This is a genomic window from Massilia sp. YIM B02443 (assembly GCF_030411955.1).
In the GTDB taxonomy this organism is placed as follows: domain Bacteria; phylum Pseudomonadota; class Gammaproteobacteria; order Burkholderiales; family Burkholderiaceae_D; genus Telluria.
Map to the genome: position 1 here is coordinate 42180 of NZ_JASNRA010000015.1, position 14128 is coordinate 56307.

Genomic DNA, 14128 nt, shown 5'->3' on the forward strand with positions numbered 1-14128 from the left:
GCCAACCGGCCGCCTTGGCCGAAAGGCGGCGCCAGCGTTTATAATGAGAATCATTCTCATCAATTCGCTGGAGCCGCCTCCTTGTCTTCCATCTCCCTGCCCCGCCGTTCCCTGCTCGGCGCTGCCGGCGCCCTTGCCGCCGGTAGCCTGATCGCGCCATTGGCGCACGCCGCCGATGAGTGGACCAGCGTCACGCTGCCGCACACCCGGCAACGCGACGTCACCTCGCGCATCACCGGACAGCAATACCGGATCTTCATCAGCGTGCCCTCGCAGCCGGCCCCGGCGGGCGGTCATCCGGTCCTGTTCGCGCTCGACGGCAATGCAAGCTTTCCGACGCTGGCGCTGATGGCGCGCATGGCCGGCTGGCGCCACGCCAGCGGCGTCAACCCGCCGGTCGTGGTCGCCATCGGCTACCCGGGCGAGCACGATTACGGCATCCCGCGCGGCCGCGATTACACCCCGCCGTCCGGCGTCCCCGGTGACAAGGCCGGGACCAGCGGCGGCGCCGCGCTGTTCCTCGACTTCATCGAACGCGAACTCAAGCCCCTGGTGGCGACGCTGGCGCCGATCGATCCATCGCGCCAGGCGCTGTTCGGGCATTCGTACGGCGGCTTGTGCACGCTGTATGCTTTGTTCAACCGTCCGGCGATGTTCCAAACGTACCTGGCGGCCAGTCCGTCGATCTGGTACGGCGAGCGCGCGGTGTTGTCCGGCCTGCAGGGCTTTGAGGGACGCGTCGCGCGCTTGCCGGCGCGGCCGTCGCTGATGCTGAGCGTGGGCGAGCTGGAGCAGCCGGCGCCGGGTGGCAAGCCGGCGCAGGGACGTGATGCGATCGCGGCCGCGCGCCGCATGGTGGACGAGGCGCGCGAGTTGGACGAGCGGCTACGCAAGCTGGACGTCTTGTCGCGCGTACGGTTCCACTTGCTGGCGCATGAAAACCATGGGTCGGCGACCTTCCCGGCAATGGCGCGCGGGATGGAATTTTTCCTTGGATAGCGATGCCTGATACAACGCGGCAATCGATGCGATATTTGTTACACTGAATAGTTGCTGAATATGCGATTGGGAGAGGCGAGCGCAGCGCGAAGGGCGCGGGCTGAAGCAGGTCGCCATCAATATCTTGCGTACGATTCGTCCTGGCTGGTAACTCGGCTCTCTGGCGATGCGCATAGATTTCGTAGCGAACATTGAAAGACGCCATGTAATTTCTGAGGGAGCAACATGCGATTTGCGACGCCAGATGAGAAAACGAGATATCGCCTGGGCTTGTACGGAAGTATCGTTTTGCTTTCAGTAGTTGTCTTGGTTTGGCGTGATCTTTTCATCTTTTCAAAAGTTTTTCGCCTTCCCGACTGGGCCGCTTCTCTTCCAACGCCTATGCATGCGCCGGCATACTTGGTGGGCTTGTCGTTACTTCCGGCGATATTGCTCCCGTCTGGATTGACCCACAGCGTGAAAGCTTCCTGCATCAGCGCAGCGCTAGGCCCCATACCCGGGCTAATCCCGTCAGGTATGTGAATTAACTTTGCAATGAACTATCTTTGGATAGTTGTGTTCCATTTCGCAGTGCCCCTCGCGATACTGATCACCTTTCGTGCGATGGTCGCATTCTTCGGGACGTTGTGTAAAAGAAGCTGAACCTCACAAACTCTAGGATGCATGGCGTTGACGCTTCTGCGTCGCAGATTCCAGTACGCATTGCCCGTCGCTTGGCCAGCCCATTTCCGGAGAATCGTGCAATCGACGCCGACTTCCCGGCATGTTCAGCCGCGCTTCACGGCCGCATACTGACTCCAATGATCAACACAACAGGGAGTCAACCATGCAAGCCACTGACAGCAAAGTCATCCTCATCACCGGCGCCAGCAGCGGCATCGGCGAAGCCAGCGCGCGCCACTTGGCGGCGAGCGGCCACCGCGTCGTGCTCGGGGCGCGGCGCACCGAGCGGCTGGTGCAACTGGCCGCCGAGATCCGCGAAGCGGGCGGGCGCGCCGACGTCGCCCAGCTCGACGTCACCAGCCTCGACAGCATGAAGACATTCGTCGCCTTCGCCCTCGACTGCCACGGTCAGATCGACGTGCTGGTCAACAACGCCGGCGTGATGCCCTTGTCGAAACTGGAAGCGCTCAAGATCGACGAATGGAACCGGATGATCGACGTCAACGTGCGCGGCGTGCTGCACGGCATCGCCGCCACCCTGCCCCACATGCAGGCGCGCCGCAGCGGGCAGGTCATCAATATCGCCTCGATCGGCGCCTATACGGTGAGCCCGACGGCGGCGGTCTACTGCGCCACCAAGTTCGCGGTGGCGGCGATCACCGAAGGGCTGCGCCAGGAAGTTGGCGGCGACATCCGGGTGACGCTGATCTCGCCCGGCGTGGTGGAATCCGAACTGGCCGAGTCGATCTCTGACCCGCTGGCGCGCGACACCATGCGCGACTTCCGCAAGGTCGCGATCAAGCCGGCTGCGATCGCACGCGCTATCGGTTTCGCGATCGAGCAGCCGGCCGACGTCGACGTCAGCGAAATGATCGTGCGGCCGACCGCCAGCCCGTACTGAAGCGCGGGTTCAGGCCGGGACTTTCAGCCCGGTCTGCACCGCGGGCCGCGTCAGGAAGCGCTCAAGCGCGGCAGTCACGTGCGGACACTCGGCCGCACCGACCAGCTCACCCGCCTGGTAAAAGTTCATCAAGCCATTCAGCCACGGGAATACGGCGATGTCGGCGATGGAGTAATCCTCGCCCGCCACCCAGGCGTGGCGGCCGAGCTGATGCTCGAGCACACGCAGCAGGCGGCGCGATTCGTCCGCATAGCGGTCGCGCGGACGTTTATCTTCATAATCCTTGCCGGCGAACTTGTGGAAGAAGCCGAGCTGGCCGAACATCGGCCCGATGCCGCCGATCTGAAACATCACCCACTGGATCACGTGGTAGCGTCCGGCGGCGTCTTGCGGGATCAGTTTCCCGCTCTTCTCCGCCAGGTAAAGCAGGATCGCGCCCGACTCGAACAGCGCCAGCGGCTGGCCGTCCGGACCATTCGGGTCGATGATGGCCGGGATCTTGTTGTTGGGGTTCAGCGACAGGAAGGCCGGCGAATTCTGGTCGTCGCTGGCGAAATCGACCTTGTGCGCCTCGTACGGCAGTCCGATCTCTTCCAGCATGATGGCCGCCTTGACGCCGTTGGGCGTGGGCATCGAATACAGCTGCAGCCGGTCCGGATGTTGCGCCGGCCATTTCTCGGTAATGGGAAAGAACGAAAGGTCGCTCATGGTGTGCACGCGAAGGTTGGCGGGCCGCCGGATGCGGCCCTGTCGTGCAGACCTTACCAAAGTTCGCGCCGGCCCTCCGCCCAACACGGCGGTACGGGATGATCAGCCGAACAGCTTGTTCGCCGTCTTGGCGATCAGCTCGCCCTGGTGGCGCGCGCCGCCCAGTTCCAGCGCGCTCGGCTGGCGTTCGCCCTTGCCGCCGGCGATGGTGCTGGCGCCATACGGACTATTGCCGGTGATCTCGTCCAGCGTCATCTGCGCCTGGTAGCTGTACGGCAGGCCGACCACGGTCATGCCGAAGTGCAGCAGGTTGGTAATGATCGAGAACAGCGTCGTCTCTTGGCCGCCGTGCTGGGTGGCGGTGGACGTGAATGCGCCGCCGACCTTGCCGTTCAGGGCGCCGCTGGCCCACAGGCTGCCGGTCTGGTCGAGGAAGGCCGCCATCTGGCCCGGCATGCGGCCATAGCGGGTCGGGGCGCCGATGATGATGGCGTCGTAGTCGGCCAGTTCCTGCGGCTTGGCGACCGGCGCGGATTGCTCCAGCTTGAAGTGGGCGCCTTTGGCAATCTCTTCAGGCACCGTTTCCGGCACCCGTTTCACGTCCACCGTCGCGCCTGCATTGCGGGCGCCCTCGGCGACGGCGTTCGCCATGGTTTCAATATGTCCGTAGGTCGAGTAATACAGTACCAGTACCTTTGCCATTGCCTGCCTCCATATGTGCAAATATCGGACAGCCATTCTAGCGAGAGTGCCGCAAAATGGGCGCTCATGAGCAAGCGTGGAGGCGCGGCAATGAGTCGAGAGAAAAACTGTGGCGCGGTAGATGTGCCGGCCTGCCTGTCCGAGGCCGTGGCTGGATATGCATGGGCACGCAATACGATTGGCGAATCGGGCGGCGCGGTCTACCGGCTGCATGGCAAGCCGGGCGCGCCTGAGTTGTACCTGAAACACGGCAAACACAGGGTTGCCGACGACATCGACGCGGAAGCGGCGCGGCTGCGCTGGCTGGCCGAATACCTGCGGGTGCCGCGTGTCGTTCAGTTCGAACGCGCGTCGCAGGAGGCCTGGCTACTGATGACGGCGATTCCCGGCTCGAGCGCGTATCAGGTGATGGAGGCGCACCCGGAATCACGTTTCGCCGTGGTCGATGCGCTTGCCGCCTTCCTTCACCGGCTGCACGCGATCCCGCCTGCAGCCTGCCCCTTCACGAGCGATCTCGGGCAACGGCTGCCGCTGGCACGGGCGCGCATCGAGGCCGGCCTGGTCGATGCCGATGATTTCGATGAGGAACGGGAAGGCTGGAGCCCGGAGCAGGTATGGGACGCGATGCAGGCGCTGCTGCCGCTTGACCCGGATCCGGTCGTCACCCATGGCGACTATTCGCTCGACAACCTGCTGCTGCGCGATGGTGAAGTGGTCGGCTGCATCGACGCCGGCCTGGTCGGCGTGGCCGACCGCTACCAGGATCTGGCGATCATCTGGAACTGCCTGGGGGAATTTGGTGCCCCATTACAGGAGCGCTTCATGCGAAGCTATGGCATCGCCGACATCGACCAGGGCAAGCTGACCCTGCACCTGCTCCTGGACGAATTGTTTTGAATCGGCGCGAACACCGCGCCCGGCCTCAGATCCAGTAGATGAAGGCCGCCAGCGCCACCACCAGCGCCACGCGGGTGATGTTGTAGACGGTCTTGTTCCATGCCTTCAGGCGGCGGCGGTACTGGCCCATGGTGAACGAGATGCGGAACAGCTTGCTGACCAGGCCGACCTGGTCGCCGGATTCGTTGGGCGACGCGGCGGCGGTCATCACGGTGCGGCCGAACCAGCGGTTGAAGGCGCCCATCCAGCGGTAGCGCATCGGACGCTCGACGTCGCAGAACAGGATCACGCGGTCGCTTTCGCTGCCGTTGATGGCCCAGTGGATGAAGGTTTCGTCGAACACCACGCCCTGGCCGTCGCGCCAGCTGTGGCGCTCGCCGTCGACTTCGATGAAGCAGCGGTCGTCGTTCGGCGTGGCCAGGCCCAGGTGGTAGCGCATCGAACCGGCGAACGGGTCGCGGTGCGGATTGAGCTTGCCGCCCGGCGGCAGCTCGGCGAACATCGCCGCCTTGACCGACGGAATCGACTGCAGCAGCGCGTAGGTCTGCGGGCACAGGCGTTCGGCCGACGGGTGGCTGGCGTCGTACCATTTCAGGTAAAAGCGCTTCCAGCCATTCTTGAAGAAGGAGTTGAAGCCGGCGTCGTCGTTCTGCTCGGCTGCCTTGATTTTCTTGAGCGCCAGCAGGTTTTCGGCTTCGGCGCGGATGATCGGCCAGTTCTCTTGCAGGCGCGCCAGTTCCGGGAATTCAGAGACCGGAATAAACGGCGTGCTCGGCACACGCGAGAACTTGTGCATGAAGATGTTGATCGGCGCCATGAACGACGAATGGTCGAAAATCTGGCGACGGAAAGGCAGGCGCACGCGCCCCCTGAAATGGATGTGCAGGATCGACAAAATATAAAAACCGACCACAACCCATTTCATTGCATCCTCCGTCCCAGCCCGTTTTGACGGCTGGCTTGCTTGATCAAGGACGCAGGATACCATAACGGCTACCGGGCCGTGAAAGGCCGGGCCGCTTTCTCGGCTGCTTGCCGGGCGAGGGCTGGCAGCGTGTGGCGCCGGCGCCGATGCGCCGGCTTGTACGCGATGGCGAGCAGGCGAAAGCCTGGCCCGCCGGGTCGGTGTCAGTGCTGAACCGAAGTGATGGCGTAACCTTTTTCGGCGATCTGGCCGCTCACATTCTCGATATCGTACTCGTCCAGCTGGCTGGCGTTGTCGTCGGCCTCGTAGGCGCGTGCTTCGATTTCCCAGTCGGTGTTGGTGGCTTCTTCGGGGATGTTCTTGGCTTCAGGAACGGCCAGGTAGGAGAGTTTGCCGTCTTCTTCGGCTCGGCGGTAAATATCCAGGCGCATAGTCATTTTCCTCTATTCAATGCCCGCTTTCCGGATGAAAGCGGGAACTCCACAGTAGAAGAATGATTTGCTGTCGTCTGTTAATTGACCCACACTCGAACGGGCTCATCAGCGACCTGGACGGTGGCCAAGCACGCGGGCGGGCAGCATCACGATGGCATGCAGCAGGCTGAACACGGCATCAACGCCGATGCCGAGCATGCGGAAAGGCAGCAGGAGCAGCCAGAAAAGCGGGTACAGGATCAAGGCCAGGATGGCGATCGGCCAGCACAGGAACAGCAACAGCAGCCAGACCAGGAAGCTCAGCATTGTGGGGTTCTCCGTCGTTGAGAGGATGACGGGCTGAGTTTACGGCGGCGCGGGGCGCGTCGCGAGGGGCGTGCGATGGATGGGAATATTGACGGGGTGAACGGTTGCTGGCGGCGATGAGTGTTCCCGCGAAAGCGGGAACCTCGAGCGCCACCCGCGGGATCAGGCAAATTCCGCGACCCGCTCCACTTCAAGCTGGCTGACCACCTCGACCCGCACCGACGCCTGCAGCGATGGGATCGACCCGCCCGCGCGGTAGGCGAACGACAGGCGCAGCAGCTCGCCGGCCTTGACGTTCACCGGCTCGTACAGCGGCAGCGTCATGTAATGGTTGAGCCAATCGATCGTGGTCGCCTGCTCCTGCACCACGGCCAGCACGTTCTTGGTCACGAAGCGCAGCGCATTGAGCGTGCCGCTCTTTTCGACCACCATCGAGCCTTCCCATGCGATCAGGCTGTCGACCGGCTGGGTGAAGTCGAGCACGCTGTACACCGCAGGCTGGGTCAGTTCGACGGTTCCCGGATAAGCGACGCCGGTTTCCTGGAACTGCACGATCGGCGCATAGAAACCTTCGAAATCGTATTCCTGCTGCAGCGGCTGCACCGCCATGATCACGGCTTCCGGCAGGAACACCGGCAGCGGGCCGCCGAACTTGGCCAGGTAGCGGCGCTTGAACGATTCGATCACTTCGACCTGCTTTTCGCGCAGCATGCCGACGTGGATCATCTCGCAGATGACGACGTCGACCGGTTCCGGCGGCAGGTATTCGAACGCATCGGCATGGATCACTTCGACCCGGTCGCCGTGCTTGTTCATGCCCAGGAAGCGGCGCGCCTCGCGCACCATGTCCGGGTTGAACTCGACGCAATAGACTTTCGACGCCGCCTGGGCCGCGAAACACGAGAGCACGCCGGTGCCGCCGCCCAGTTCCAGCACCTTGGCGCCGGGACGCACCGCGTAGTGGATGGCGGACTTGAAACTGTGCATCCGGTTCTGGTCCATCAGCATATTGTGATGGTAGTGCACCGGAATGAATTGTCCCAGGTAGCAGCTCTCGATTTCGCGTTCGTTCAGCATGGTTGTCCTTGTGTGTGCCCGTACTCTGTACGTGATCCGTATGCGTATTATGCGGACACTTGCCGTGACGCAATGCCTGAAGCTGAGGGGTGATTACGGCCTACTTCTCGCTCGAGCCGTGAAATCTGCAGTTCAGCGCGCGCCGCCGGACAAGGCTTGCACCACGTCGGCGCGGCCCGAACGCTCGGCGATCTGCAGCGCGGTCAAGCCTTCGGTATTCTTCAGCTCGCGATTGGCGCCCTTGGCCAGCAGCAATTGCGCCACCTCGGCCTGGCCTTCGCGCGCCGCCATCATCAGGGGCGTGAAGGCGCCGCTGGTGCGCGGCGACAACGCGTCGAGCCTGGCGCCGCGCGCGATCAGCATCTGGGCAATTGCCACGTCGCCGCTGGCGGCGGCGTAGTGCAGCGCGGTCCAGCCCGGCTGGTTGACCTTGGCGCCCTTCTCCAGCAGCGCGCGCGCCTTGTCTTCGTCGCGTTTATAGGCAGCCATCATCAGCGCCGTGTTGCCGTTGAGCGCCTTGCGCTCCAGGTCGGTGCCCGGATGGCGCAGCAGCGCCTCGAACACCCGGTTCGAACCCTCGCGCATCGCCACCACCAGGGCCGGCTCGCCGCCGAGCGGATTGAGTTCGTTGGCATTGACCACCCGGCCGACCATCTCGCGCACCGTGTTTTCGTCGTTCAGCTGCACGGCGCGGAAGAACGCCGTGATCTGTTGCTGGGTAGGCGGCTGCGGCTGCTGCGCAACCGCGGTGGCGCAAGCGAGGGACAGCATGCTGGCTACAAGAACACGGCGAATCGGCATGGGGTCAGCTCCTGGCAGCCTGGAACAGGTTGAAGAAATTCTCGCTGGTCTGCGCCGCGACGTCGCGCAGCGACACGCCCTTGAGGTTGGCGATGTACTCGCCCACGTGGGCGACGTAGCCCGGCTCGTTCATCTTGCCGCGGAACGGCACCGGCGCCAGGTAGGGCGAGTCGGTCTCGATCAGCATGCGCTCGAGCGGCACCGCTTTCGCCACTTCCTGCAATTCCTTGGCGCTCTTGAACGTGACGATGCCGGAGAACGAAATGTAGAAACCCTGCTCCATGGCGGCCTGCGCCACCTCGAGCGACTCGGTGAAGCAGTGCATCACGCCGGCCACGCCGCCCGCATCGGTACCCGCGCCCTCCTCCTTCATCAGGCGGATGGTATCGGCGCTGGCGGCGCGGGTATGGATGATCAGCGGTTTGCGGGTCTCGCGCGAGGCGCGGATGTGGGTGCGGAAGCGTTCGCGCTGCCACTCCAGGTCGCCTTCCAGGCGGTAGTAGTCCAGGCCGGTCTCGCCGATGGCGACGATCTTCGGGTGGTCGGCCAGCTCGACCAGCTGCTGCACGGTCGGTTCCGGCGTGTCTTCGTAGTCGGGATGGACGCCGACCGAGGCGAAGATGTGCGGATATTGCTCGGCCAGGGCGAGCACTTGCGGAAAGTCCGGCAGGTCGACCGAGACGCACAGGGCGTGGGTGACCTTGTTCTCGGCCATCTTGGCCAGGACTTCCGGCATGCGGGCTGCCAACTCCGGGAAATTGATATGGCAATGGGAATCGATAAACATCCCATTATTGTACGCGAGGCCGGCCACGGATGCGCCGCGGCCGGCCTCGGGCGACGAGCATGTCAGGCGACACGCTTGCCCAGGATGATCAGGTCGCGCTCGACCCCGTCGAGGTTGGCCACGCGCGGGAAATGCGCCCACTTCTCGAAACCGTACTTGCCGAACAGCGCCAGGCTTGGCGCGTTGTGGCCGAAGATGAAGCCGAGCAGCGTGTGCACGTTGACGTTGGGCGCGAAGGCGATCGCCAGGTCGAGGCAATAGCGGCCGAGACCTTGGCCGCGCGCCTGTTCCGCGATGTAGATCGACACCTCGGCCGTGCCGGAATAGGCCGGGCGACCGTAGAAATTCGAGTACGACAGCCATCCCAGCACTTCAGGGTTATCGGAAGTGTCCGCGGCGTCGTGGATCACCCACAGCGGACGGCGCTCCGGCGTGTGGTCGTTGAACCAGGCTTCGCGCGACTGCACGGTGATCGGTTCGGTGTCGGCGGTGACTTCGCGCGAGGCGATGGTGGAGTTGTAGATGTCGACGATGACCGGCAGGTCGTCGCGGCGGGCCAGGCGATGGACGTAGGACGGCATAAAGCGCTAGGTTGGTTGAACGAAGGGTGGAATACGATAAGGTTACAGCGTATGGGTGGCGCGCGAGGAGCGCAGCGCCGCGCCCAGGATTTCCTCGATGCGCAGCTTGGCGCGCTCGCCCGACTCGTCGGACGGGAAATGCACGCCGATACCCTGCGCCTTGTTGTTGGCGGCGCCGGCCGGCGTGATCCACACCACCTTGCCGGCGATCGGGTATTTATTGGGGTCGTCCATCAGCGACAGGATCAGGTAGATCTCGTCGCCGATTTTATACGGCTTGGTGGTCGGCACGAAGATGCCGCCGTTCTTCAGGAAAGGCATGTAGGCGGCATACAGCGCCGCCTTTTCCTTGATCGCCAGCGACAGCACGGACGGCCGCGGCGCCTGCGGCGTGGAGGGGTCCGGCGGACTGGCGCTCATTGAGAACCTTTCACTGCGATCCTTTCACTGCGAGCTTTCCAATAAAGCCACTCATTGAAGCTCACTTATTCACCTGATTATGCGGTGCAAGCAGTGTACTCAAGGAGCATGTCCTCGACAAACAATTTTGCCGACAGCGGATGGTCCGCCACCGCGCGCCGCTCATTGACCGCCTTGATCGCCCGCAGCAGGCCGGCCGCCCCGGCCCGCCCCGCCAATGCCGCCACCTCTTTCTGGTAGCGCGGATAGTAGCGCAGCGTGCCCGACAGCTTGTACGAGAACACGTCATACAGCCAGCGCTGGGTCCAGGCCACCAGCGCCGGCAGCTCGGCCTTGGCCAGCTTCTCGGCGCTGCGCAGGGCGCCGTCCGGGCTTGGGCGCGCCAGGAAATGCAGCAGCGCGTCCATGTCTTCGCGGTTGCCGTCGTTCGAGGCATTCAAGGCCGCCAGCGGCGCCCCGCCCTGCTCGCGCAGCCAGCTGTCGGCGTCCGGCACGCCCTGTTCCTTGAGCCAGGCCAGCGCCGCGGCGTGGTCCGGCATCGGCAGCGCGAACTTGCGGCAGCGCGACAGGATGGTCGGCAGCAGCCGGTCCAGGCTGTTCGAGGCGAGCAGGAACACGGTGCCCGGCGGCGGTTCTTCCAGCGTCTTGAGCAATGCATTCGAGGCCGGCATGTTGAGCGCCTCGGCCGGGTACAGCACCACCACCCGCAAGCCCTGGCGGTGGGTCGAGATGTTCATGAAGTCGGCCAGCTGGCGGATCTGCTCGATCTTGATCTCTTTCGACGGCGCCTTGGCCGACTTCGATTTACGCTCGCCGTCGCCACCCTCTTCGCTCTCGCCTGGCTCGTCTTCCAGCGCTTCCGGACGCACGCGGCGGTAGTCCGGGTGGTTGTGCTGGGCGAACCAGCCGCACGAGGCGCATTCGCCGCAGGCGTGGCCGTCGGGACGAACGTTCTCGCACAGGAGCGCCTGGGCGAAGGTTTCGAGGAAATCGGCCTTGCCGGTGCCGGCCGGGCCGTGGAACAGGATCGCGTGCGGCATGCGCTCGCGCATCTGCTGCAATTGGGTCCAGGCGGACGCTTGCCACGGATACATCGTCACAGCAACTTCTCCAGCACGGGTTGCAGCTGGGCCTGGATCGCGGCGATGGTCTGCGACGAGTCGATGATCACGATGCGTTCAGGGAACTGTTCGGCACGGCGCAGGTATTCGGCGCGACACCTGGCGAAGAAGTCGGCCTGCTCGCGCTCGAATTTATCGAGGGTGCGGGTGGCGTCCAGGCGTTCGCGCGCCACTTCGAGCGGCACGTCGAACAGCAGCGTCAGGTCAGGCTGCAGATGCGGGTGGACCCAGGCTTCCAGCGCTTCCATCTTGGCACGGTCGAGGCCGCGGCCGCCGCTCTGGTAGGCGAAGCTGGCATCGGTGAAACGGTCCGACAGCACCCAGTGGCCCTGCGCCAGGTTCGGTGCGATCACCCGGGCGATGTGCTCGCGCCGGCTGGCGAACATCAAGAGTGCTTCGGTTTCCAGATCCATCGTTTCGTGCAACAACAAGTCGCGCAGCTTCTCGCCCAGCGCCGTGCCGCCCGGCTCGCGCGACGACACCACGGTCTTGCCCTGCGCTTCGATGAAGGCCTTGACGGAGCCGATGTGGGTCGATTTCCCGGCGCCGTCGATGCCTTCGAAGGTAATGAATTTGCCCTGCATGGACCTGCCTTGCGTCATTGTGCTCGTCCCATGACGCCGCTCGGAATGCCGCGCTGGTAGCGGTTGACGGCGCGGTTATGGTCGAGCAGGTTATCCGAGAACTGGCTGGTGCCGTCGCCGCGCGAGACGAAATACAGCGCCGGCGTGTTGGCCGGTTCCAGCGCCGCGTGCAGCGACTGCAGGCCAGGCAGCGAGATCGGGGTCGGCGGCAGGCCGCTGCGCGTATAGGTATTGTACGGGGTGTCGGTCAGCAGGTCTTTCTTGCGGATCTGGCCGTCGAAGCGCTCGCCCATGCCGTAGATGACGGTCGGGTCGGTCTGCAGCAGCATGCCGGTGCGCAGGCGGTTGACGAACACGCCGGCGATCATGTTGCGCTCGCTTTTCTGGCCGGTTTCCTTTTCCACGATCGAAGCCATGATCAGCGCTTCGTACGGCGATTTATAGGGCAGCTCCTTGTTGCGCCGTTCCCAGGCGTCGTTCAGGTGAGTCAGCATGGCCTGGTGGGCGCGCTTGTAGATCTCGAGCTCCGAGGTGCCGTTGAAGAACAGGTAGGTATCCGGGAAGAACAGACCTTCGGCATCCTTGTAGTCCGGGGAGATCTGCTTCATCAGCTCGGCGTCGGACATTTTGACGGTGTCGTGCTTCAGGCGCGTGTGGCCGGCGATCGCCGCGCGCATCTGCTTGAAGGTCCAGCCTTCGATGATGGTCACCGATTGCTGGGCGAACTCGCCCTTGACCAGTTGCGTCAGCAGGCGGCGCGGGCTGGTGCCGGGTTTCAGCTCGTAGCTGCCGGCCTTGATCCGCGACGCGTCGCCGGTCAGGCGCGCCAGCAGCACGAACAGGTGCTGGTTCATCGGCACGCCGGCTTCGACCATCTGCTGGGCGGCGGCGCCGACGCCGCTGCCCGGATTGACGTTGAATTCGACGCGTTTTTCGGGCGTCGGCAAGGGATTCTTGGACCACCAGGCGAAGCCGCCGGCTGCTGCGAACCCGGCGACGACGCCGGCAACCACGAGATTTTTTATCAGTGCCATGTTTTAGTTTGGTTGGTACGGGCTGGCCGGAGATTGCAGCGCCTCCGGCGCGATTTTCCCGACAACTCTATAATGAGCCCGTAATGATAAAGCCTAATTGCAAAACATTTCGGATTTTCATAAGTGACGATGAGTAACTGGACAGAACACCTTGCCGCGCACGGCGCGCGTTTCCACGTCGATGAGGCCACGGAGGTCGAAGACTTCGGCCGTCCGCTGAGCGTGGCCGACCTTGGCGCCGGCTTCGTGGCGCCGGTCACCGACCAGGGCTTGATCGCCGTCGCTGGCGAAGAAGCGGCCAAATTCCTGCATGGCCAGCTGACCAACGACGTCGAGCATCTCGGCGGCAACGAGGCGCGCTTCGCCGGTTTCTGCACCCCGAAAGGCCGGCTGCAAGCCAGCTTCCTGATGTGGCGCGATCCGGATGCGGTCTACCTGCAGCTGCCACGCGCGATCCAGGCGCCGCTGCAGAAGCGCCTGACCATGTTCGTGCTGCGCTCCAAGGCCAAGCTGCGCGACGCCACCGCGGAAGCGCCGTTCGCGGCCGTGCTCGGCCTGGGCGGCGCCGCGGCGCAGGCCGCGCTGGCGCGCCACGTCGATGTGCTGCCGGCCGCGCCGATGAGCAAGACCGACGGCGCCTTCGGCACCGTGATCCGCCTGAACGACGCCTTCGGCGCCCCGCGCTACCTGTGGCTGGCCTCGGTCGAGGCCGCCGTCGCCGCCCTGCCGGCGCTGAAGGAAACCCTGGCCCTGGGCGGCAACCAGGCCTGGCGCCTGGCCGCGATCCACGCCGGCGAACCGCAGGTGGGCGCCGCGACCCAGGAACAGTTCGTGCCGCAGATGATCAACCTCGAGCTGCTGGGCGCCGTCAATTTCAAGAAAGGCTGCTATCCGGGCCAGGAAATCGTCGCCCGCACCAAGTACCTCGGCAAGATCAAGCGCCGCGCGGCCCTGGCCAGCATCGACAACGCCGCCGCCCGCCCTGGCGACGAGGTATTTTCCAGCGCCGACCCGGACCAGCCGTGCGGCATGGTGGTCAATGCCGCGCCGAACGGACTCGGTGGCGCCGACGCGCTGGTCGAGATCAAGCTGGCCGCGCTCGACGAATCGGTCCACCTCGGTTCGAGCGCCGGCGCCGGCGTGAAGTTCCTGCCGATGCCGTACAGCCTTGATCCGGTCGACGACTGA

17 protein-coding genes are annotated in these 14128 nt (G+C 64.3%); 4 read left to right on the forward strand and 13 right to left on the reverse strand.

What is annotated here, in order from left to right; all coding sequences use genetic code 11:
* Nucleotides 1-81 precede the first annotated feature (81 nt).
* Nucleotides 82-999, forward strand: coding sequence for an alpha/beta hydrolase (locus tag QPK27_RS16030; RefSeq protein ID WP_290419253.1), 918 nt, complete (start codon nt 82-84; stop codon nt 997-999).
* An 826-nt stretch (nt 1000-1825) separates the two neighbouring features.
* Nucleotides 1826-2563, forward strand: a complete 738-nt coding sequence (locus QPK27_RS16035; RefSeq protein WP_290419254.1) for an SDR family oxidoreductase — start codon at nt 1826-1828, stop codon at nt 2561-2563.
* Nucleotides 2564-2572: 9 nt separating this feature from the next.
* On the opposite strand, the gene QPK27_RS16040 is transcribed toward QPK27_RS16035, so the two are convergent.
* Together QPK27_RS16040 and wrbA are read right to left on the reverse strand one after the other, a co-directional pair.
* Nucleotides 2573-3271 (reverse strand): glutathione S-transferase N-terminal domain-containing protein, encoded by a 699-nt coding sequence (locus tag QPK27_RS16040; protein WP_290419255.1) that lies wholly within the window; start codon nt 3269-3271, stop codon nt 2573-2575.
* A 102-nt stretch (nt 3272-3373) separates the two neighbouring features.
* A complete protein-coding gene (gene wrbA / locus QPK27_RS16045) occupies nt 3374-3973 on the reverse strand; it encodes an NAD(P)H:quinone oxidoreductase (RefSeq protein WP_290419256.1) in 600 nt (199 codons plus the stop codon).
* A 90-nt stretch (nt 3974-4063) separates the two neighbouring features.
* Between wrbA and QPK27_RS16050 the strand changes: the two genes are divergently transcribed.
* Entirely contained in the window at nt 4064-4870 is an 807-nt protein-coding gene (locus tag QPK27_RS16050; RefSeq protein WP_374047081.1) for an APH(3')-I family aminoglycoside O-phosphotransferase, read from the forward strand.
* Nucleotides 4871-4895: 25 nt separating this feature from the next.
* On the opposite strand, the gene lpxO is transcribed toward QPK27_RS16050, so the two are convergent.
* The 11 genes from lpxO to mltG form a co-directional block, all read right to left on the reverse strand.
* On the reverse strand, nt 4896-5795 hold the full coding sequence (lpxO, locus tag QPK27_RS16055; RefSeq protein ID WP_290419258.1) for a lipid A hydroxylase LpxO: 900 nt from the start codon (nt 5793-5795) through the stop codon (nt 4896-4898).
* A 203-nt stretch (nt 5796-5998) separates the two neighbouring features.
* Complete coding sequence (locus QPK27_RS16060; protein WP_290419259.1) at nt 5999-6226, reverse strand: DUF6139 family protein; 228 nt, start codon at nt 6224-6226, stop codon at nt 5999-6001.
* Between the two features lie 108 nt (nt 6227-6334).
* Nucleotides 6335-6535 carry a hypothetical protein gene (locus QPK27_RS16065; RefSeq protein ID WP_290419260.1) on the reverse strand — a complete coding sequence of 67 codons (201 nt, stop codon included), beginning with the start codon at nt 6533-6535 and terminating at the stop codon, nt 6335-6337.
* Between the two features lie 162 nt (nt 6536-6697).
* Nucleotides 6698-7612 (reverse strand): methyltransferase domain-containing protein, encoded by a 915-nt coding sequence (locus QPK27_RS16070; protein WP_290419261.1) that lies wholly within the window; start codon nt 7610-7612, stop codon nt 6698-6700.
* A gap of 132 nt (nt 7613-7744) precedes the next feature.
* Complete coding sequence (locus QPK27_RS16075; RefSeq protein WP_290419262.1) at nt 7745-8383, reverse strand: ankyrin repeat domain-containing protein; 639 nt, start codon at nt 8381-8383, stop codon at nt 7745-7747.
* Between the two features lie 34 nt (nt 8384-8417).
* The gene (locus QPK27_RS16080) at nt 8418-9200 is read right to left on the reverse strand and encodes a TatD family hydrolase (RefSeq protein ID WP_290419263.1); all 783 of its coding nucleotides are present in this window, start codon (nt 9198-9200) and stop codon (nt 8418-8420) included.
* Between the two features lie 62 nt (nt 9201-9262).
* Nucleotides 9263-9781, reverse strand: a complete 519-nt coding sequence (locus tag QPK27_RS16085; RefSeq protein ID WP_290419264.1) for a GNAT family N-acetyltransferase — start codon at nt 9779-9781, stop codon at nt 9263-9265.
* 42 nt (nt 9782-9823) lie between these two features.
* Nucleotides 9824-10201, reverse strand: coding sequence for a PilZ domain-containing protein (locus QPK27_RS16090; protein WP_290419265.1), 378 nt, complete (start codon nt 10199-10201; stop codon nt 9824-9826).
* Between the two features lie 77 nt (nt 10202-10278).
* Nucleotides 10279-11295 carry a DNA polymerase III subunit delta' gene (locus tag QPK27_RS16095; RefSeq protein WP_290419351.1) on the reverse strand — a complete coding sequence of 339 codons (1017 nt, stop codon included), beginning with the start codon at nt 11293-11295 and terminating at the stop codon, nt 10279-10281.
* Between the two features lie 2 nt (nt 11296-11297).
* Nucleotides 11298-11906 carry a dTMP kinase gene (tmk, locus tag QPK27_RS16100; protein WP_290419266.1) on the reverse strand — a complete coding sequence of 203 codons (609 nt, stop codon included), beginning with the start codon at nt 11904-11906 and terminating at the stop codon, nt 11298-11300.
* Nucleotides 11907-11920: 14 nt separating this feature from the next.
* Complete coding sequence (mltG, locus tag QPK27_RS16105; protein ID WP_290419267.1) at nt 11921-12940, reverse strand: endolytic transglycosylase MltG; 1020 nt, start codon at nt 12938-12940, stop codon at nt 11921-11923.
* Nucleotides 12941-13069: 129 nt separating this feature from the next.
* Between mltG and QPK27_RS16110 the strand changes: the two genes are divergently transcribed.
* Complete coding sequence (locus tag QPK27_RS16110; protein ID WP_290419268.1) at nt 13070-14128, forward strand: folate-binding protein YgfZ; 1059 nt, start codon at nt 13070-13072, stop codon at nt 14126-14128.